The organism is Micrococcus sp. CS26 (assembly GCF_055522295.1).
Genome location: NZ_JBVFVY010000029.1, coordinates 1 through 19,927 on the forward strand (window position 1 = coordinate 1; position 19,927 = coordinate 19,927).

Below are 19,927 nucleotides of genomic sequence, written 5' to 3' on the forward strand. Positions count from 1 at the left end.
CTGCCAGAGCTCGGCCAGTCCTAGGGCCACACGAGAGACACCCGCCGAACAGCGGGGGTCTACTCGGCGTGGGCGAATGTCGCAGAGCGGGGGCGGAGGGCGGCGGGTTTTTGGGATGAGGGACCGGGAGACCTGGGCCCGCAGGGCTCCGCTTCCGCCTTGGAGATGAGCACCCCCGTCCGCCCCTCCCCACAGACCACCACCACCCGAGGACCGGCAGACACCGGCCACCCCCACGAGGAGAGGCACCATGAGCACCTCCAACGTCCCCACGATCCGCCCCGGCTTCAAGGTCGAGACCCCGCACAAGTACGGCGAGGAGCTCATCACGATCAGCGGCCCATCCGCCGGCGGCGTGTCCACGTTCCTCCATGACGGCGCTGTGACCCTCACGGCCGAGGGCACGACCGGGACCCCGCGCAGGCCTGGACCTCACCCGCACCCGTGCCCGCGCGCTCGCCCGGGACCTCTCCACTGTCCTCGAGCTGCTGGAGGCCCTGGACGCCTCCGCCGTCGAGGCGATCGCCGCGGGCCTACACGCGCGCGGCACGTCGGCCACGCTCGAGGACATGGTGACGGCCGCCGCCGATGCGGGCGTTTCCGTTCCCGCGGTGGGGGCCGCCTACGACGCGTTGCTGACGCAGGGCCGGCAGTGACTCGCCCGGCCACGCTTGAACGCAACGCCGCCTTGGTCGAGGACGTGGAATGGCTGCTCTCGTGGAGCGTGCACCCGCTCGAGATCGCCCGCCGCCTCGGGGTCAACGTGGGAACGCTTCGCGCCCGTCTGCGGCGCGCAGGCCGGCCCGACCTTGCCGAGCATGTCCGACGCGCTGAGCGCACCGCTGCGGACTACGCGGCCGCCGCCTGAACGCAGAAACGGCCCCGACTCTCCCATGGTGGGAGGGCCGGGGCCGTCATCGTCACTTGGACTTGCGGGGATCTCGCTCGGGGTGGCAGACCAAGCAAGCCACCGGGTTCACGAAGGGTGTGATCTTGTGTGCGTCCGTGGGAGAGCTCTCGTGAATGTCCACGAGATGCCGAGTCGTCTTTCCGCACTTCTCACAGTGCGCGTTCTGAATATCGGGTCGAGGTGCCATGCGGGCGAGCCTATCGGCCTCGGGCGGCGTCCATCAGTGCAGATCGTCGGGGTCCCGCCACCCTGACTCCTCCCGCGCGATGCGCCTCGTCCACGCGATCGGCACCCACGCGTGCTCCCGCTCCCCGCCCGCAGTCCCCACCCACGTCAGGAGTAGGTGTGACGTGGTCCACCGGGTCACGGCACCGTCTACGGCACCCACGTCCGGCAACACGGCGCGCGCGTAGAACGGGTGGCGGTAGGGTGCGGCGTGAACGTCCTCGGGGCGCTCGAACGGCGGACCGTCATAGGTGTGGAACGGCATGCCGGGCAGGGGACCACGAGGGCCGGACACGCTAGGCCGACGCCGTCGCCCTCTGGGTCTATCGAGGCGCACCTCCCGCCCGTAGGCTGAGCGTGCGCGGCGTTGAGCCATCCCCCCTCGGCTCCGTCGCGTGGAGAGGGACCACGGGACCCCCCCGCACACGTGCGGCCCGCCCGCTCCGGCCCCGGCGGACCCGTTTCCCGCCGGGGCCACCCCGCTCCCGGCAGTCAGCGCAACAACTTGTCCACGCGCTCGGGATAGATGCGCCAGAAGCATGGGCCCGGCCGGCGCGCGCGGCGGAGGATCGGCAGAATGTGCCTGCCGTAGCAGACCGCCTTCTGCGTTGCCGTGGCCTGCGGCGTGCCGAGGCAGAAGACGCGGACGCCGTTGTTGATCAGCGCCTCGTGCTCGTCGAGGTTCTGCCACACGCGGGCATCCTGAGTGAACACCGCCCACCCCTCAGCGCCGGCGCGCGCGAGCCACTCCGTGTCCTCAATCTCCTGCCCGTCGTTCGGATAGACGTCGCGCATGTGCTTGACCTTCAGCTGCGGCAAGATGTCAAGGGCGCGCGGGAGGCTCTTGCCTAGGTTCCGATCGAAGAAGACAGTGACGGGCTTAGGCCGCCGACGCCTGCCACGCCCACTCGAGGTCGCGTTCAACAGCTTGCACCTCGCTCACGTCGAGGTCGTAGTCAAGGGCGACGCTCTGCGGCGTCTCGCCAGCGAGCAGCATGCCGGCCACGGCCGACACGGGGGTGCGGTTCGACATCAGCGACAGGCCGCCCCCGTTGAACGCCGGGTTCACGGACGCGATCGGCAGGCGGTCAGGGCGGTACTCCTGCACACGGCCATCACGCACGACGAGTCGGCGGGTGTACCGCTCCAACACCTCGGCGAACGCCCCTTGACTGTCCCGCACTCGCGTGAAGACGCCCCCATCGAGGAGGAAGACGTCCTTGCCGTCCGTAAACAGGCCGGGGTGCTCGATGAGGGCGAGCGGGCCATGGTCCTGGCGAATCGCGCGCATGACGCCCGACGCCTTGCGGGGTCCCAGGTGAGGCATGTCGGTCAGCATGTGCAGGAGGTCCGCCTCGAGCAGACCGGCGAAGTTCACCGTGAACGGGGTCCACCCCGACCGCGGGGCGCGCTGCACGGCAGGATTCGGTCCCGTCGTCCACCGGCGAACGTCCGCCTCCGGCGCATGGGTCAAGGCCACCACCTGCGCACGGGTGAGGATCGGCGTCGTGACGCGCCGCTCGAGACGAGTCCTGTCCATCGGTACTGCGGTCATGCTAATCACCTCCCCTGTGCCTCTATGTACGGCGGCACGCAGTGACGTGCAGCCGTGGTCCTTGAACTACAGCGTAAGGGCGCCCGCGGACGCTGTACGCGTCTCACACGCCCGGCACTGCGAATCCCGCGGGCGCTCACGTGGTGCCCTGCCCGTGCCCGGGGCCGGCGGTCAACCGCTCGAGCCACTCGCGCAGGTAGGCAGCACGCCGGGGCATCCCCGCCGCCTCGGCCTCGCCACCCCGGACCGTCCAGGAGAAGGAGAATGGAAGCCAGGAGGACGGGGGCGACTAAGGTGCGCAAAAGCGCGGGCCGCTTCATGCCTGGCCGCCGGCCGTCGTGTCCACAGCACGCAGGCCCGCATAGTTCCGGCCCGCCACGTGCTCCCGCTGACCCTGCGCCCGCGCCTTGGCCTCCATCTGCTCACCCGTCAGCGCCGTGATCCGCAACGTCTGACGATCCCGCGGGGTGAACGGGAACCGGCCCATCAAGTTGAGTAGCGTGTCAACGCGGGTGAGGGCCCCGTCAGACCAGATCGCCTCATAGGCGACGGCGGCGAGCATGAGAATCCGCCACTCCACCGCGGAGAGCTCCGGCGCGATCGAGGACGTTCCCAGCTCGTCCCAGAACCTCAGCGTCTCCGCGCTCCACGGCCGATCCCGCTCCGGCAGCGGCGGCTGAGGCACCGCCACCACTTCGAGGGCCCGGAACTCTGGCCCACTGGACGTCGTGCGCCGGGAACGCTTGTTCGCCGGCTTCGGCAGGTTCGCCATCATTTCTCCAATCGGTTGATCCACTCGCGCAGGTACTCAGCGCGGCGGGCGAGTCCTTCTTCTTCGGCAGCTCGCAGACGCTTACGCAGCGTCCGCAGCCGGGTGTGCCCCCGGTAGCGGCAGGCATCCGAGCACCACCGGGCGGGCCGCCCAGTCCCGGCCTGAATGACCGGATTCCGACACATCGGACAGCGCGAAACCGGCATATTCCGGCCCTCCAATCGTGGTAAATGCGTTTTCCCTCAACTCTGCAGACAGACAGCCACAGACTGTGGCGGGGCGGGGATGGCGCCCCCCGGGGGGAGGTGGGGTGCCCCCCTTGCTCTGGGGGTGTGCTGGGAGCTTCTCCCTGCGGGCTGTGGCGGGCGTTCGGCGGTGGGGTGGGGCGTTGGTGGTCGGGTGTGTGAGCGTGCGTGAGGGGACGCGTTTGCAGGCACGGGTGCGGGTGCGTTGTGCGGGCGTGGGTCTGCGGGTGCGGGGCGGCCCGCCCTCCGGTGTGGTGGGCGGGCCGCGTCGCGGTGGTGCGGCTCAGGCGTGCAGGCCGGGGTGCTGCTCGCGCGGGAGGGCGGCGCGGTTCGCGGTGATGGCGTCCAGGTCCTCGGCGGTGGGCTCGGGCTGGGGGGTGTCCCAGTCGGGGCGGCGGTAGTCGAGGTTGACCAGGGCCAGGCGCTCGGCGTTGTCGGCGGCGCTCTCCCCCTCGTAGGTGTTGGCGAGGACAAGGCCCTTGCGGTCCTGCCAGTGCCCCGGGTTGATGGCGGACCCGTAGAGGTGCTGGAGCTGCTGGAGGTCCTCGAACTCGGGGACCCAGAAGTCCAGGCGGGTGCTCCACGTGGCGAGCCACTGGGCGCGGGCGGGGACGGTGGTGCACTCAGCGGGGAACCCGTCCGCGGTGATCGGCCCGAACAGCTCGGCGGGGGCGTCGTCGAGGAACTCCACGATCCCGGGGACGTACCGGCGCAGGTGGGCGCGGGTGGCGGAAGAGCGCAGCTGCCCGATGGCATTGCGGCGGTTGCTCAGCCAGGTCGCGTCGAGGTGGAGGGCGTCACGGAATTGCCCGATGGTGAGGACGCTCTGCGAGAAGACCTGGGACGGCCCTCCGAAGCTCTCCGCGACAGTCGCGTTGATGTCGGTCACGGCGGCGGCCTGGGCGCGGCGCAGGGCCCTGTAGGCGTCCACGACGGCGGCAGCTTCGAGGTAGCGGCCCCGGGTGCGGGGGTCGGCGGTCAGGGCGGCCTCGGCGGTGGAGGGCACACCGTGGAGTGTGAGGCGCTGGGCGGCGTCGAGGATGCTGGGCAGGGCGCCGGCGAGGTATGCCAGCGTGAGACGGCCGGCGTTGCCCCGGAGGGTGCGGCGTCGCTCGGGGTTGGGGATGGCACGGTTTCGCAGGTTGTTCGCCATGCGTGCGCGCTTCGCGGACCGGTCGGCCCAGTCGTCGTGGGCCCGGTAAATGCGCTCGTACTCCTCCCAGTCCCCGCTGATGCGGGCCTGCTCGTACGCGGCGTTCAGGTCCGGTTCGGGGTCCTCGCGGCCGTCGCCGATCTTCTGCACGAGGTTCAGCATTGCCCCGTGGGCGGACGCATCGCGGCGCTCCTCCTCGGCGTGCGCGTGGACCTGGGCGCGGATGTTCTCGGCCGTCGTGTAGGCGGGGGCGGTCTTCGTAGTGCTCATGATCTGCCTTTCGTGTGTCAGTGGTTGCCGGCGGCGCGGCGGCGCGCCTGCTGGGTCAAGTGGAGGTCGAGCATCTGCTGATGCAGTGCGCGGTCGGGGCCGGCCTCGCGGCGAATCGCGGCGTTGACGTCGGCCAGGGTGGGGCCTGCGCCGGGGAGCACCATGCTCGGGCCCAGGTTGGTGAGGGCGATCCGCAGCCGGGCGGCCGGATCGGGACGGGACTCGGCGTGGCGGGCGTTGAGGGCCTCAGCGTCGAGACGGGCACGCTCGGCGCGGGCCGTGTCGGCGTGGCGCCGGTCGGCCATGTCCTGCGCCGTGGGGGCGCCGGAGTAGTACCACTGGGCCCAGGTCTGCCGGCCGCCGCGGACGCCGCCGGTGCTGGGGCCGGTCACGGGCGCACCGTCCGGGCGTCGCGGGCGTCGGCGAGCTGCTGGAAGAACGTCTCGACGGCGGCACGCTCGACACGGCCATCCTCGTTCATGAACGGCTCGGCCCGCAGGTACGGGAGGAGGGGGACCGGGTCGATCCCGCGGCGGGTGGCGGCGGCTTCCATGCGGGCTTCGAGCACTTCGAGTTGCACGGGGTCGGGGCCGGTCGGGGTGGGCGCCGTCTCCGGCGCGGGCACCGTCTCGGGGGCGGCGTCCTCGGGGCGGGGGTGCGTCTGGGCGCGCTGAGCGGCGCGTTCCAGGGCGCGGCCGCGGGCCTTCCAGTAGGTGATCTGGTCCTCCAGGGGCAGGGGGCGGGCCTGAGCTTCGGCCTCGGCGTGCGTGATGTGCGGGCGCTTCATGAGTGGTGCTCCTTCTTCGGGGTAGGGAGTGCCGGCCTCGCGGGTGCGGGCCTCAGTGGTGAGGGGGCAAGCCGTTTGCGGCGGCCGGGGTCGTAGCGCTGGCGGCTCACGGGTGCTCCTTGCGGATCGGGGTGGCGGGGACGCGCTCGGCACGCTCGGCGGCGTCGTGCAGGCCGTCAGCGATCCGCCGGGCGTCGTCGGGAGTGAGGGTCAGCACGGGGCGGCCGTGACGGAAGATCGAAACGCCGGGGGCGGGGGCCGCGTCGTGACGTAGGCGAGATACCTGGTAGACGCGTGCGGAGGCGGCGGCTTCCGTGTCGCGCTGCCAGTGCTGGGCGTAGACGCTGTACATGCGGGGATCAGTCCTCGGGGGTCGTGGCGGGGAGCGGATGCTCAGGGGTGCCGTCCGCCGCGGTGAGCGGGGGCATCTCCTGGGGCGCCGGGCGGACGCCGGCCCGGGTGCCGGTCTGGGCGGGGGCGCCGTGCCGGCGCTGGAGCTCGGACAGGAACGCGGCCATTCCGGCGGCGGTGTAGGCGCGGCGGGTCTTCACGCGTCCTCCTCGGCGTGGGCGGCACGCAGGGCCATGAGTTCGGCCTCTGCTTTCTCGGCCCGCAGCCGGTGCCGTTCGGCGCGGTCGGCGTGAAAGCGGGCCATCTGAATTCCGTTGGCGGCGGCGCGGTGCAGGGCCTGGAGTGAGGCGGCGGTCATGGGTGTCGGTGTGGCGTGCGCGTGCGGCTGGCCGGGTGCGCTCGGCGAGGTGGTCATGGGTCCTCCGTTCGGTTGTGGGGACGACGACGGCCCCCGACCGTGAGGTGGCTGGGGGCCGTCAAATTGGCTTGTTTCTGCGGTTCAGGGGGTGCGGGTGTAGGGAGGTGAAGGGTTCTTGGAAACTTTCTATAGCTCCCCTCGCGTGGGGAGGTTTACAAACACCCTTCACCACCCTTCACCCGGTCAGTCCTCGCACTCGGCGGCGAGTCCGATTCCGGCCCGGATCATGCCCACCTTCGTCCGCTTGGCGGGGTATCCCAGCCGGTCCAGTTCGGCCCCGAATGCCTTAGCGCTCAGGGCGTCTGCACCGTCCTGAATCGCCCATTCCGCCCATGACTGGTGCAGGTCGCTGGAGCGCGCGGACGCGCCGGACATGACGACGCAGTTCTCGGCGATGAACCGGCGCACGGCGTCAGACTGGACCGCGTAGGCGTCCGTTGCGGCCTTCACCGCGTCAGGCTCACCCATGCCGTGGTCCTCGTAGTCCCACCACCCGCGCACCGCCCACGTCACTACAGCGTCAGCGGCGGCGCGCAGACGCTCGGGCAGCGCCGTGTCCCGGTGCTCGGGCGGAATCACCACGTCAAACGGAATGACCCGGACCCGTCGCCACACCGCCGGATCGTTGCCCTTGACCTTGGGCAGATGATTGGTGACGAAAACGAATTGGTGCGAGGGCTCCCAGGTGACGGGCGCCTGATACAGATGCCGGGCCGTGATGGGGTCACCGCCAGTCAGGCGCTTCATCAACGCCGCGTCCAGGGGCTTGCCCTCTTCGGTCTCCGAGCCGATGACCAGACGCGCCCCGAATAGCTGCATCATCTCCGGCCCGCCTGGCCCCCGCCTGGAGGTCATCAGCATGTCGGGGTCAATGACGGCCGCATAGTCCCCTAGCGCGTGTGCGATGGCCGTGTACGCGGTGCCCTTGCCGTTCGCCCCGGTCCCGGTCAGCACCGGGAACAGGTGCTCGCGGACGGCCCCGAACACGGCCTGCCCGATGACACGGCGCAGATACTCCCGTTCTGCTTCGACCGGGAGGATCGTTGCCAGAAACGCCTCCCACTCGCCCCCGTCCGCTTGGGGTTCCCACGCGCCACGACACACGCGCGTCAAGCGGTCGGCGGGGTCGTGTGGGCGCAGGGTGCGTGTTCGCAGGTCCAATGTCCCGTTGGCGACGTTCAACAGGTAGGGGTCGGCATCGAGGGCGGACACCGGCACCCGGATACCGGGCAGGGTGGCCGCGATGTCCAGGACGCCCCGGATGCCGGCGGCCGTCTCGCAGCGGCGCACATCATCACGCAGATTGCGGTCACCGTCGTGGGACTCAGCCAGAGCGGAGCGCAGCACATCGTGCACGGCCCGTTCAGCGGCGGCGGTCTCATCCGGTGCCCACCGTGTGCCGTCCCAGTGGTGCCAGTCCATGCCGTTGACGTACATCAAACGGCCCTCGTACGCCTCGGCGAGCCGGTGGGCCATGCGGAGCTGTCCCCGGTGCTGCTCCCCCGGGCGCTCAGGTGCCGGCGTCTGCTCGTCGTAGAGGTCCGGGTGGAAGTAGTCGGGCCGCTTGCGGGTCGTCTCGGACAGGTCCACGTCCTCCATATCAAGCGGCGATGCCATGCGCGTTCACCTCCTGGCGGGCCTGGGCGTACCAGTCACGGAAGCCGGCGGCGGAGCGGGCGTGGGCCGCCTCGGCGCCGTCCCACCCGGCGAACATGCGGGCCACGGAGTCAGCGATAGCCGGGTGAGCGGGCCCCTCAGCGGCGCCCTGCACGCGTCCGGCGGCCAGACCGGATGCGTGCCCCTGGGCGTAGCCCTCGGCATAGCCGTATGCCCAATCCGCGCAGTGGCGACAGGTCGGGCCGCTCATGCCTTCCACCCCTCGGCCAGCGTGGTGACCGGTGCCAGCCGGCACAGGGTGATGGACGCGGCGTGTCCGCGCTCCACCGCGCGATCAGCGGCGCGCTGAGCGGCGGCCACGGTGTAGAACACGCGGCGCCTGTAGCGGGTTTCCCCGGCCTCGGCGTGGGCGACAACGAGGACGAGGACGCCCTCCAGCATGGTCTCGGGGTCGAGTAAGATGGGAGTGGCGAGCTTGGTAGTGGGGGCCGCCCCGTCGGTAGCGGGGCGGCCCTTCTTCATGTCCGTCATCACGTAGTTTTGGCCTCCGTCTGGCCCGAATCCGGGCATAAAAAAACCCCGCTCGGGGCGGGGTTCGTCAGGTGGGTGATCCGGTCGATCTGTTCAGGGGTGAGCGGGGGCCACGCCTCTACCAGCCGGCGGGCGGCCGCCGCGATTTCAAGGGCGCTCAAGGGCGAGGGCCTCCCGGGCGGCCTGAACGTCGATACGGCGCGTCCGCGGGCCGAGCACGTAGACCGGCAGGGCGCCCTCCCGGATCAGGCTGTTGATACGGCGGGTGGAGACTCCGAACATCTCTGCGATTTCGCGAGGGCTGCACAGGGTGGGGGCCATCTCGGACAAGGGTTTCCTCCTGAGTTTGGGCACGAAAAAAGGCCAGTCGAGTGACTGGCCTTAGCGATGTGCGTAGGGGTGGGAGTGGGCGGGGGGCTCCCTGCCCGTAGGGCAGATAGAGCGGCCCCGTGGTGTCCGGCGTAGCGGGGCGGCTAGACAACCCTTGTGGGCGCCTGCCCCGAGGACGTGGGACTGTCGTCAGCTTGAGAGGTGTGTTGGCCGTTTCTCCGCCATGTCTGGCACCTTGGCCCACCTCTTGCGACCTAACTACACGCTATGACTCACTTCGGCGGCTGTCAACCAGACGGGGCAAAGATCGCCCGCCTGCGGAGACTGGCGGAGAGCGTCCAGCCCTGCCGCCTGGTGGGAGCACTACGTGGCTCTGGCCCACCTCTGGCGACCTAACTACACGCTATGTGACAGTTCCTGCCCCGTCAACGGGATGTGATAAGTATCACCTTGGTGTGCGGGTCCTCCGTGGGCGGCCCGCCCTGCTGTCCGCTGGTTCCGCGGAACTCCTCACCCCGTGCGCGGTGTGATCTCCACGGAGGCCGGGTCGAACCGGGACCCCTGCGACGTCCGCAGGATCCGCACGCTCATGAGCGTGTCTATCACCGCGCGCCGCCGCGGTATATCCAGACGCTCCCAGCCTGCCGCCACGCTCTCAGCCTCAAGCAGAGGGCGGAGCGCCGCATTACCCTCGGCCGCGACCATTGCCGCGGTGACCTGTTCGAGACGCTCCGCCATGCGGGCGTTAGCTGCGCGCAACTGTGCGGCGGTAAGGGTGCCATCGGCGAAGTCCACCGCTAGCGCTTCTTGCCGTGCTCGGATCCGGTCGGCCTCGGCCGAGAGTTCTACCTGCCCCGCGTCGTCATGGCGAGTAAAGGCAGCGGCCCCGCGGGTGGACAGGACGCCCACGGCGACCTCAGAAACGTATGCGTCCACGGCCTCCGCGGAGCGCGCCACGTGTCCGGCTCGGCACGCGTACTGCCGCTTGTGAGTCGCCGTGTAGTTGGTTCCCACCGGGCTATCGCAGACCCCGCACCGGGCCACGCCGATCAACAGATGTTTAGCGCCGCTGCCTCCTACACGCTTCGTCGGCGCGTCCATGCGATCGAGGGCGGCGCGGTAGACCGATTCGCTTACCAGGGGCGCCCATTCAGCGGGGCCGATGATCTCCCCCCGGTAGGCGCGGAGGCCGGCGTTGCGGGGATTGCGGAGAAACTGCCGAAGGGCGGGTTGAGTCCACTCCCGGCCCGTGCTCGTGCGCACACCCTCCGCGGCCAGACGGCGGCAGATCTCGCGCTGGCCCACGCCTGCATTGAAGTCGTCGTACATGCGGCGCACCACGGCCGCCTCGGCGGGGTCATGGGTCACCTTGTCCTCAGCGAATCCGAACGGCCGGCGAGGGCCCCACCCCTTGCCGAGCTCGGCGCGTTGCTGAGCGGCGCGCACCTGCCGCGCGCTCTTACGGTCCACCTCCTGGCGGGAGACGGCCGCCTTAATACGGGCGAACATCCGGCCGGCATCCGTGCCTAGGTCGGCCTCCCCGTTCGCGGTCACGAGGTGTAGTCCGCGTTGTTCGGCGGCGTCGATCCAGTCTTCCAGCTGCCGGGGCTGGCGAGTGAGGCGGTCGAGGTCCCAGCAGACAACGGCGTCGAAGCGGCCGGCCTGCCAGTCTCGGACCATGCGCTCATACCCGGGGCGGGTGACGGTGCGCGATGAAGCTGACACGGACGGATCCTCATAGGTGGCGACGTGCTCCCATCCACGCTGAGCGATGATCCGTTTGCAGTCCTCGCGCTGCCGCTCTACTGCAAGGCCGTCGCCGTGACGGTCGAGGGAGATGCGGAGGTAGATGGCGGCGCGCATGACTCCATCCTAAGCGATGTTGACTTCTATGGGTCCATCCCCGCGTGCAGGCAGCCGGGCTGCTCCATCTCCCGCATCCCGGCGCGCGTGGGCAGGACGCCGTCGTCGCCCTCGTTGCGGTCGCGCGCCTCGGGTGCGAAGAACCGGAACGCGTCGAAGTGCGTGCACCGGATCCGCGAGCCCTCCACCACCGCGTCCGTCCCCCCGGCCCCGAGCCGCAGCGGCAGCTGGGAGTGCCGCACCCCGTGCACGTCCGAGCGGTACGCCATCGCCCACTCGTGCAGCCCGAAGCAGCCCAGGCGTGGCGCCCGCTCCGCCGTGCGCGCGAGCAGGTCCCGCGTGAACGCCACCCCCGACGCGCGGTCGGCCAGCACCGCCGCCGCGTCCACCAGCCAGCCGCCCACCGGGCGGCCGTCGACGACGGCGCCTGCTACCTCGCCGGCCTCGACGCGCCGGTAGTGCTTCCACTCGCCCCGGGGGGTCGTGCCCAGCTCGGCCGCCTCGGCGCGGGCCGCGGCGCCGTCGTCGTCCGCGAGGAGGACCCCCGGCCCGGGGTGCCAGCGCTGCAGTGCGGCGGGGGAGTGCGTGTAGTAGCCGAAGAGGAAGTCCTGCACCGGGTGCTTCTGGCCGCGCATCCGCAGGGCCACCAGCGGGTCCGTGCGTCGGGCGATGCGCTCGCGGTGTGCCCGCGCGTGGGCCCGCCACACGTCGGCGGGCAGGGTGACGACGGCGGTAGGCGGGGGCGCGGGGTCGGTGCGTGGCTCGGGCATGGCCCCACCATCCTCCCCCGTGGCGCCCCTCATGAGCGAGCGGGCCCACGTGATGCCGACGCGGGGAGCGCACTCCGGCGGCCCCAATTCGACGGTCCTGGACGTTGCCTGGCAAAAATCTGGTCAAACGCCCTACCGGACGGTAGATTGCACATGTCTCGCTGTGGCGCTCATCACATGGGCGCCGATCTCCCCGTCCCCCGGCGTCATCCCCGCCGGCGTGCCACGGGTGAGAGCTGGGCGGACCTTGATGAGAAAGGCGGAGGCAATGCCTCAGAACCCCACCCCTGCCCGGCGCCGTCGGGCCCTGGCCGCGGCCGTCGCGGGCGCGAGCCTCGTGGCCGCTCCCGCGCTCGCGGTGTCGGCCACCGCCGTCGACCTGCCCGACGGCAGCACCGTCTCCAGCCCGCAGGGCGACGTGCAGGTCCAGCAGCAGTTCGAGGACGGCCGCTACTTCGTGGTCCTGAAGGACCAGCCGTCGGTGACCGCCCCCGAGGCCGGCGCCGTTCCGGGCGCCGCCCCGAAGGCGAAGTTCGACCCCTCGCACCCGCGCGTGAAGAACTACGAGGCCAAGCTCCAGCGCCAGCAGGCGAAGGTCGCGAAGACCCACGGCGCCAAGGCCGAGATCTCCTTCCAGCGCGCCGTGAACGCGTTCGTCGCCGAGCTGACCGCCGAGGAGGCCCAGGCGATCGCGAAGGACCCGGCCGTGCTCGGCGTCGCACCGGACGAGCAGGTGGCCCCGGACTACAGCTCCACCGAATTCCTCGGCCTGCCCGGCAAGAAGGGCACCTGGAAGTCCGTGTACGGCAAGGCCGAGAACGCGGGCAAGGGCGTGGTGGTCGGCGTCATCGACTCCGGCATCCACCCGGACAACCCGTTCATCGACGGTCAGCCCGTCCAGCCGCTCAAGGGCAAGGCCAAGGTCGGCGTGCCGTACCGCACCGCGGACGGCCAGATCGCCGTGCTCAAGGCGGACGGCACCACCGCCACGGCCGAGTGCGAGACCGGCCCGGACTTCCCGGCGTCGTCGTGCGACTCCAAGCTGATCGGCGCCTACGCCTTCTCCGACGACTTCGAGCGCTTCGTCCCGGTGGACGAGCGGGCCCCGGAGGAGCGCATCTCCCCGCTGGGCGTGTTCTCCCACGGCACCCACGTGGCCACCACCATCCTCGGCAACACCGGGGTGGAGCAGACCATCGACGACGACTCCTTCGGCGAGGGCGCGGGCGTGGCCCCGGCCGCCCACCTGATCTCCTACAAGATCTGCTGGGAGGACACCGACCCGAACACCGGCGGCTGCTACACCTCCGCCTCCGTGGCCGCCATCGAGCAGGCCATCGAGAACAACGTGGACGTGCTGAACTACTCGATCTCCGGCTCCAACACCTCGATCGTGGACCCGGTGGCCATGGCCTTCAAGTCCGCCGCCGAGGCCGGCATCTTCGTGGCCGCCTCCGGCGGCAACTCCGGCCCCGGCCCGAACACCGTGAACCACGGCTCCCCGTGGCTGACCACCGTGGCCGCGGAGACGTTCTCCAACGAGCTCACCGCCACCGTGCAGTTCTCCGACGGCACGCAGCTCCGGGGCGCCTCCTCGGCCCGCACCGGCGTGGGCCCGGCCGAGGTCATCCACGCGTCCGAGGTCGCCGCCGGCGACGCTGAGGCCGCGCGTCTCTGCCTGCCCGGCGGGCTCACCGAGGAGGCCGCCGGCAAGATCGTGCTCTGCGAGCGCGGCGGGAACGCCCGCACCGAGAAGTCGCAGGTGGTGGAGGAGGCCGGCGGCGTCGGCATGATCCTCGTGAACACCCCGTCCGGCTCGCTGGACGCGGACATCCACGCGGTGCCGACCGTGCACATGAACGACAACGGCGTGATCGAGAAGGTGAAGTCCTCCGACCTCACCGCCACGATCGTCCCGGGCGACACCACCGGCCTGCCGGAGGACCCGCTGCCCCAGATCGCCGGCTTCTCCTCCCGCGGCCCGGCCAACGCCGTGAACCAGGAGCTCCTGAAGCCCGACCTCGCCGCCCCCGGTGTGAACGTGATCGCCGGCGTCTCCCCGCTGGACCCCGACTACCACGGCAACACGTTCGGCCTGATGTCCGGCACGTCCATGGCCTCGCCGAACCTGGCCGGCATGGCCACGCTGCTGATCGGCAAGTACCCGGCCTGGTCCCCGATGGCCGTGAAGTCCGCCCTCATGACCACCGCCGGCGACGTGTACAACGCCGACGGCACCGTGAACACGGACAACTTCGCCACGGGTGCCGGCTCCGCCGATCCGGCCGCCGCCGCCCGTCCGGGCCTGGTCTACGACTCCGGCAAGGAGCAGTGGGACGCGCTGCTGCGCGGCGACATCGCCGGCCGTGACGTGAACGTCCCGTCCCTGGCGATCCCCGACGTCGTCGGCTCGGCCACCGTGACCCGCACCGTGACCGCCCTGGAGAACGGCCGCTGGCGGTTCTCTGCGAACGTGCCCGGCTTCGAGGTGACCGCCTCCCCGGCCGTGCTGGACCTGAAGGCCGGCCAGTCCGCCGACGTCGAGCTGACCGTCACCCGCACCGACGCCGCCGTGAACACCTGGACCCACGGCTCCATGTCCTGGACCACCGCCAAGGGCAAGGCCGTCCCGGAGGTGACCTCCCCGGTCACCGTGAAGGCGAAGTCCGCGACCGTCACCTCCGCCGTCGAGGGCTCCGGCGCCACCGGCTCCGCCGACGTGGAGATCACCCCCGGCGTGACCGGTGAGCTGACCCCGCAGGTCCTGGGCCTGGGCAAGGTGGACTCCACCGTGGCCGCCGCCACCGCGAGCAACTCGCTCGAGTCCAGCGCACTGGCCGTGTCCACGGTGACCGTGGAGGAGGGCACCCAGTCCCTGGTGGCCTCGATCAACGCGGGCGCCGCCGGCGCCGACTGGGACCTGTACGTGATCACCCCCGAGGGCAAGCAGCTCTCCCGGGCGACCGCGGACGAGTCCGAGACGCTGACGATCGCCGACCCCGCCCCGGGCGCCTACACCGTGGTCGGCCACCTGTACGCGGCCAACGGCGGCAAGGACACCGGCACCCTCGAGACGCTCAAGCTGCGCGAGGACGCGGGCAACCTCACGGTCTCCCCGAACCCGGTGCCCGTGACCTCGGGCAAGGCCACCGAGGCGACCCTCTCCTGGTCCGGCCTGACCTCGGGCACCTGGAAGGGCCTCGTCACCTGGGACGCGGGCATCACGACCGACGTGACCGTCCAGGTCCCGTGACCGCCGACCCCCTCCGTCCTCGCTGACGGAACGGGAGGAACCGCCCGCACGACGCCGGCCCCGCACCTTCACGCTGAAGGTGCGGGGCCGGCGTCGTTGGTGGGTGGGGCAGCGGCGGGTGCGGCGTCAGCGGCCGGTGCCGCCGTAGACCGTGGCCTCCTCCTCGGCGTCGAGGCCGAAGGCGGCGTGCACGGCGCGGACGGCGTCGTCGAGCTTGCTCTCGGCGGTGACCACGGAGATGCGGATCTCCGAGGTGGAGATGAGGTCCACGTTCACGCCGGCGTCGGCGAGGGCCTTGAAGAAGGTGGCGGAGACGCCCGGGTTGGAGCGCATGCCCGCGCCGATCAGCGAGAGCTTGCCGATCTCCGGGTCCGAGACGATGTCCTGGAAGCCGATCCGGTCCTGGGCGGCGCGCAGGGCGGCCATGGCGTCCTTGCCCTCCACGATCGGCAGGGTGAAGGAGATGTCCGTGCGACCCGAGCCCTCGCGGGAGATGTTCTGCACGATCATGTCGATGTTCACGTTGGACACGGCGATCACGCGGAAGATCTCGGCGGCCTTGCCGGGCACGTCGGGGACGCCGACGATCGTGACCTTGCCCTCGGAGCGGTCGTGGGCGACGCCGGAGACGATGGGCTGTTCCATGGGAGCGCCTTCCTGAAGGGTGATGGTGTCGTTCGGGTCGGGCAGGATCCAGGTGCCCTCGTGGTCGGAGAAGGAGGAGCGCACGTGCAGCGGCACGCCGAAGCGGCGCGCGTACTCCACGGAGCGCAGGTGCAGCACCTTGGATCCGGAGGCCGCCATCTCGAGGGTCTCCTCGGAGGAGAGCTCGGTGAGCTTGCGGGCGGTCGGTACGACGCGCGGGTCCGCCGAGTAGACGCCGTCCACGTCCGTGTAGATCTCGCACACGTCCGCGCCGAGCGCGGCGGCGAGGGCGACGGCCGTGGTGTCCGAGCCGCCGCGGCCCATGGTGGTGATGTCCTTGGACTCGGGGCTCATGCCCTGGAACCCGGCCACGATGGCCACGCGGCCGGCGTCGAGGGCCTCCTGCACGCGGTGGGGGTTGACCTTGACGATCCGGGCCCGGCCGTACGAGGTGTCCGTCAGCATGCCGGCCTGGGAGCCGGTGTAGGAGCGGGCCTCGACGCCCTCGGCGTGGATGGCCATCGCCAGCAGGGACATGGAGATGCGCTCGCCGGCCGAGAGCAGGATGTCCATCTCGCGTGCGGGCGCGTCCTGCGTGAGCTCGGCGGCGAGGTCGAGCAGCTCGTCCGTGGTGTCGCCCATGGCCGAGACCACGACGCACACGCGGTTCCCGGCCCGGACCGTGTCCGCGACGCGGCGGGCCACGCGCTGGATGCCGGCGGCATCGGCCACGGAGGAGCCGCCGAACTTCTGGACGATGAGACTCATGGGTCGCTCCGGACGGGATCGAGGGTCGGTTCGGGCCAAGTCTAGGGGCGCGCACCCGCGCGGGTCCGCCAGGTGAACCCCTGTTCCGGATGCTGGACCCGGCGCCCGCGGCCGGTCAGGACGACGGCGCCCGCGGCCCCGCCTGCGGCCCCGCCTGCGACCCCGGTCGGGCTCGGATCGGCGCCGGGATCATCCCCCGGGTGGATCCGCGTCCGTGCACGGCCCGGCAAGGATGGGGCCATGACCGCTCCAGCACCCCCGCCCGCCGCACCCGTCCTGGGGGCGGCCGCCCACGACGGGATCGTGGCCCACGGCCTCGCCCGCTCGTTCGGCGCCGTCCATGCGGTGCGGGACGTCTCCCTCACCGTGCCCGCCGGCTCCGTGACGGCCCTCGTCGGCCCGAACGGCTCGGGCAAGACCACGCTCCTGCTCATCTTGGCCACCCTGCTGCGCCCGGACGCCGGCGCCGTGTCCGTGGCCGGGGTGGACGCGGTGCGCGAGCCCGTCGAGGCCCGGCGGCGGCTCGGCTGGATGCCCGACACCCTGGGCGTGTGGGAGGAGCTGACCTGCCACGACATCCTCGCCAGCCTGGGCCGGCTCTACGGCATGGGGAAGGCGGAGGCGTCGGCGCGCGCGGACGAGCAGCTCGCGTGGGTCGAGCTCACGGAGTTCGCCCACCGGCCCGCCCGCGTGCTCTCCCGCGGCCAGCAGCAGCGCCTGTCCCTGGCTCGGGCCACCGTGCATCGGCCCTCCGTCCTGCTCCTGGACGAACCCGCCAACGGCCTCGACCCGGCCGCCCGCATCCGGCTGCGGGACGACCTGCGCGCCATGGCCGCAGCCGGCACCGCCGTGCTCGTCTCCTCCCACGTGCTCGCCGAGCTCGAGGAGATGTCCGATCGCGCCGTGTTCCTCCGTGAGGGCGCCACGGTGGCCACCCAGGAGTTCCGCGCCGCCGACGGCCTCGCCCGCCCCTACCGGATCGCCGGGCCCGACCCGACGGCCCGGGACACCCTCGTCCGCGCCCTCGAGACCCGCGGCCTGACCGTCACCGCGGCCACCGGCGCCGGCGCGGGCCAGCGCCGGGACGGCGTCGTGGTGCAGTTGCGGGGCGAGGCCGCCGCGGCCGCGCTGCTCGCGGACCTCGTGCGCGAGGGTGTGCTCGTCAGCCACTTCGCCCCGGAGGGCTCCCGCCTCGAGAACGCCTACCTGGGCCTCCATCTGGAGGGCCCCCGCACCGAAGGAGACCGGCCGTGAGCACCGCTGTCGCGACCTCGATCCACGACCGCCGCCCGCCGCAGCCGCAGCCGGGGGGACGCCTCGGCGCGGCCCAGGCCGTGGCCACCGTGGTGGGCATGGAACTGCGTCAGCGGCTGCGCTCGCGCGGCTGGTACGTGCTGTTGGGCGTCTTCTTCGTGGTGGTGGGGGCGGTGACCCTCGGCGCCCTCGGGCTGCGGAGCCTGGGCATGACGGAGATGGAGGCGTCCGGCCTGGAGCCGGAGCTGGCGGAGCAGCAGATGCGCGCCCTGGGGCGGACGCTCTTCGACGGCGTCCTGCTCTTCGTCCTCACCCTCTCGCTGCTGGTCTCGCCCGCCCTGGCGGCCAACGCGATCTCGGGCGACCGTGCCGGCGGCACCCTGGCCATCACCCAGGTCACCCTGCTGCGGACCGGGCACCTGATGGCGGGCAAGTGGCTGGCCGCGTGGATCGCCTCCGCCGCGTTCCTCGCGGCCGCGCTGCCGTGGCTCGCGGTCGCGGCCGTGGTGGGACGCGTGTCCCCGTGGGCCGTGCTGGTGGGGCTCGTGATGATCCTCGTGGAGTTCGGCATGATCGCGGGGATCGGCGTGGCCGTCTCGGCCATCGCCGGGCGCACGCTGTTCGCCGTCGTGGTGACGTACCTGATCGTGGCGGCGCTGACGATCGGCACCCTGGTGGCCTTCGGGCTGTCCCTGCAGTTCCTGCAGACCGAGGTGCGGGCCAACGACGCCGAGTACGGCTCCATGACGGCGGAGCCGTTCACCGAGGCGGAGCTCGAGAAGATGACCCCGGAGGAGGCGGAGCGGGCCTGGGCCGAGTGGGAGGCGGCGCACCCGGAGCTGTACGACGGGATCGCCGACCGGTGCGTCGGCCCGGTGACCACCCGGACGATCCCCGACCCGCGGCGCAGCGGATGGCTGCTCGCGGCGAACCCCTACGCCGTCCTCGCGGATGCGTCCCCCTGGGAGGGCGGGCTCGTCGAGGACGGGACCTGGGCGGAGCCCGGGCCGCTCAACCTGCTGTCCGTGGGCCTGCGCTGGACCCAGCGTGACCCCGTCCGGGACGTCGAGTGCCTCGACGGCGAGCTGCGCGGTCTCGACCAGAGCGGCGTGCCGGACCGGCAGGGCACCTGGCCGGTGTGGCCGCTCGGCCTGGCGATGCAGGGTGTGCTGGTGGCCGGGCTGGGCTGGTGGGGCCACCGTCGCCTGGACACCCCGGCCGGGCGGCTGCCCGCCGGCACGCGCGTGGCCTGAGCCGGGCCGGCGTCGGGCGGGGCCTGCTCGACGCCGGCCCGTGTCAGCCGCTGATCAGGCGGCGGCCCTCGAAGGCGCGGCCGAGGGTGACCTCGTCCGCGTACTCGAGATCCCCGCCGACGGGCAGACCGGAGGCCAGACGCGTGACGCGGATGCCCGTGGCGCCGAGGAGCCGGCCGAGGTAGGTGGCCGTGGCCTCGCCCTCGAGGTTGGGATCCGTGGCGAGGATGACCTCCTGCACGGCCTCGTCCTGCAGCCGGGTGAGCAGCTCGCGGACGTGCAGCTGCTCGGGGCCGATGCCGGCGATCGGGTTGATGGCCCCGCCGAGCACGTGGTAGCGGCCCTGGAAGGCGCGGGTGCGCTCCATGGCCATGACGTCCTGCGACTCCTCGACGACGCAGATCTGGGAGCGGTCCCGGCGTTCATCCCGGCAGAGCGAGCACACCTCGTCCTCGGAGACGTTGAAGCAGACCGAGCACAGCCGCACCCTGTCCTTGACCGTGCGGATGGCGTCCGCGAGCCGCAGCATGTCCTCCCGGTCCGCCTCCAGCATGTGGAAGGCGATGCGCTGGGCGGACTTCGGCCCGATGCCCGGCAGGCGGCCGAGCTCGTCGATCAGGTCCTGCACCGCGCCCTGGTACATCCGTCTCCCTCGTCCGATGGTGCGTCTCGTGGGGCGTGCGCCCCGACGCGGCGCCGTGGTCCGGCGCCGCGTCCATCATGCCCGCGGCCCCGGACGGCGTACGGGCGCGTTCGCCTCAGGCGTCGTTGGGGCGTTCCTCGAGCAGGCGGCCGCCGAGCACCCGTTCGACGACGGCCCGGCCCACGAGGCCCGAGTCCTCGAGCGGGACGTCGTCGTCGCTGGCGACCTCGTCCTCCCACCCCACCCCGGACGTCGCCGGGGCGGCGGGGCCGGTGTCGGCGGGCCGGGTCGGGCCGCGGCCCTGGGCGGCCTCG

21 protein-coding genes are annotated in these 19,927 nt (G+C 71.9%); 3 read left to right on the top strand and 18 right to left on the bottom strand.

The window, feature by feature from the left end:
* Positions 1-1,627: 1,627 nt before the first annotated feature.
* The 15 genes from ACZ1IK_RS10210 to ACZ1IK_RS10280 all read right to left on the bottom strand — a co-directional run bounded on the left by ACZ1IK_RS10210 (position 1,628) and on the right by ACZ1IK_RS10280 (position 11,797).
* Positions 1,628-2,059: a PIN-like domain-containing protein gene (locus ACZ1IK_RS10210; RefSeq protein ID WP_206496664.1), complete on the bottom strand. Its 432-nt coding sequence runs from the start codon at positions 2,057-2,059 to the stop codon at positions 1,628-1,630.
* Positions 2,016-2,690 carry a DUF433 domain-containing protein gene (locus ACZ1IK_RS10215; protein ID WP_336630301.1) on the bottom strand — a complete coding sequence of 225 codons (675 nt, stop codon included), beginning with the start codon at positions 2,688-2,690 and terminating at the stop codon, positions 2,016-2,018. The genes ACZ1IK_RS10210 and ACZ1IK_RS10215 overlap by 44 nt, the downstream gene beginning before the upstream one ends.
* A 316-nt stretch (positions 2,691-3,006) precedes the next feature.
* Positions 3,007-3,462 (bottom strand): phage terminase small subunit, encoded by a 456-nt coding sequence (locus ACZ1IK_RS10220; RefSeq protein ID WP_101963312.1) that lies wholly within the window; start codon positions 3,460-3,462, stop codon positions 3,007-3,009.
* A gap of 528 nt (positions 3,463-3,990) precedes the next feature.
* On the bottom strand, positions 3,991-5,130 hold the full coding sequence (locus ACZ1IK_RS10225; protein WP_336630300.1) for a hypothetical protein: 1,140 nt from the start codon (positions 5,128-5,130) through the stop codon (positions 3,991-3,993).
* 17 nt (positions 5,131-5,147) lie between these two features.
* Complete coding sequence (locus tag ACZ1IK_RS10230; RefSeq protein WP_336630299.1) at positions 5,148-5,522, bottom strand: hypothetical protein; 375 nt, start codon at positions 5,520-5,522, stop codon at positions 5,148-5,150.
* Entirely contained in the window at positions 5,519-5,917 is a 399-nt protein-coding gene (locus ACZ1IK_RS10235) for a hypothetical protein (RefSeq protein WP_336630298.1), read from the bottom strand. Before ACZ1IK_RS10235 ends, ACZ1IK_RS10230 begins: the two co-directional genes overlap by 4 nt.
* A 106-nt stretch (positions 5,918-6,023) precedes the next feature.
* Positions 6,024-6,269 (bottom strand): hypothetical protein, encoded by a 246-nt coding sequence (locus ACZ1IK_RS10240; RefSeq protein WP_336630297.1) that lies wholly within the window; start codon positions 6,267-6,269, stop codon positions 6,024-6,026.
* Positions 6,270-6,276: 7 nt separating this feature from the next.
* Positions 6,277-6,468: a hypothetical protein gene (locus ACZ1IK_RS10245; protein WP_336630296.1), complete on the bottom strand. Its 192-nt coding sequence runs from the start codon at positions 6,466-6,468 to the stop codon at positions 6,277-6,279.
* Complete coding sequence (locus ACZ1IK_RS10250) at positions 6,465-6,626, bottom strand: hypothetical protein (RefSeq protein WP_336630295.1); 162 nt, start codon at positions 6,624-6,626, stop codon at positions 6,465-6,467. The genes ACZ1IK_RS10245 and ACZ1IK_RS10250 overlap by 4 nt, the downstream gene beginning before the upstream one ends.
* Positions 6,627-6,869: 243 nt before the next feature.
* Positions 6,870-8,303 carry a DNA primase family protein gene (locus ACZ1IK_RS10255; RefSeq protein ID WP_336630256.1) on the bottom strand — a complete coding sequence of 478 codons (1,434 nt, stop codon included), beginning with the start codon at positions 8,301-8,303 and terminating at the stop codon, positions 6,870-6,872.
* A complete protein-coding gene (locus ACZ1IK_RS10260; RefSeq protein ID WP_465098492.1) occupies positions 8,287-8,409 on the bottom strand; it encodes a hypothetical protein in 123 nt (40 codons plus the stop codon). Before ACZ1IK_RS10260 ends, ACZ1IK_RS10255 begins: the two co-directional genes overlap by 17 nt.
* 140 nt (positions 8,410-8,549) lie before the next feature.
* Positions 8,550-8,834, bottom strand: a complete 285-nt coding sequence (locus ACZ1IK_RS10265; RefSeq protein WP_145992768.1) for a hypothetical protein — start codon at positions 8,832-8,834, stop codon at positions 8,550-8,552.
* Positions 8,835-8,981: 147 nt separating this feature from the next.
* Positions 8,982-9,155: a MerR family transcriptional regulator gene (locus ACZ1IK_RS10270; protein WP_145992769.1), complete on the bottom strand. Its 174-nt coding sequence runs from the start codon at positions 9,153-9,155 to the stop codon at positions 8,982-8,984.
* Positions 9,156-9,674: 519 nt separating this feature from the next.
* Positions 9,675-11,027, bottom strand: a complete 1,353-nt coding sequence (locus tag ACZ1IK_RS10275) for a recombinase family protein (RefSeq protein WP_336630258.1) — start codon at positions 11,025-11,027, stop codon at positions 9,675-9,677.
* 26 nt (positions 11,028-11,053) lie between these two features.
* Entirely contained in the window at positions 11,054-11,797 is a 744-nt protein-coding gene (locus ACZ1IK_RS10280) for a hypothetical protein (protein ID WP_465098493.1), read from the bottom strand.
* A gap of 268 nt (positions 11,798-12,065) precedes the next feature.
* Here ACZ1IK_RS10280 and ACZ1IK_RS10285 point away from each other — a divergent pair, with 268 nt between their 5' ends.
* Positions 12,066-15,050: a S8 family serine peptidase gene (locus ACZ1IK_RS10285; protein ID WP_170720622.1), complete on the top strand. Its 2,985-nt coding sequence runs from the start codon at positions 12,066-12,068 to the stop codon at positions 15,048-15,050.
* 126 nt (positions 15,051-15,176) lie between these two features.
* Here ACZ1IK_RS10285 and ACZ1IK_RS10290 read toward each other — a convergent pair whose 3' ends face one another.
* A complete protein-coding gene (locus tag ACZ1IK_RS10290) occupies positions 15,177-16,463 on the bottom strand; it encodes an aspartate kinase (RefSeq protein ID WP_010079546.1) in 1,287 nt (428 codons plus the stop codon).
* A gap of 240 nt (positions 16,464-16,703) precedes the next feature.
* Between ACZ1IK_RS10290 and ACZ1IK_RS10295 the strand changes: the two genes are divergently transcribed.
* Entirely contained in the window at positions 16,704-17,717 is a 1,014-nt protein-coding gene (locus ACZ1IK_RS10295) for an ABC transporter ATP-binding protein (RefSeq protein WP_434145293.1), read from the top strand.
* Positions 17,714-18,970, top strand: a complete 1,257-nt coding sequence (locus ACZ1IK_RS10300; RefSeq protein WP_101967238.1) for an ABC transporter permease — start codon at positions 17,714-17,716, stop codon at positions 18,968-18,970. Before ACZ1IK_RS10295 ends, ACZ1IK_RS10300 begins: the two co-directional genes overlap by 4 nt.
* Positions 18,971-19,013: 43 nt before the next feature.
* Here ACZ1IK_RS10300 and recR read toward each other — a convergent pair whose 3' ends face one another.
* A complete protein-coding gene (recR, locus tag ACZ1IK_RS10305; protein WP_002856659.1) occupies positions 19,014-19,613 on the bottom strand; it encodes a recombination mediator RecR in 600 nt (199 codons plus the stop codon).
* A 115-nt stretch (positions 19,614-19,728) separates the two neighbouring features.
* Positions 19,729-19,927 (bottom strand): hypothetical protein (locus tag ACZ1IK_RS10310; RefSeq protein WP_465098494.1); only part of this gene is annotated, 199 nt, incomplete at its 5' end.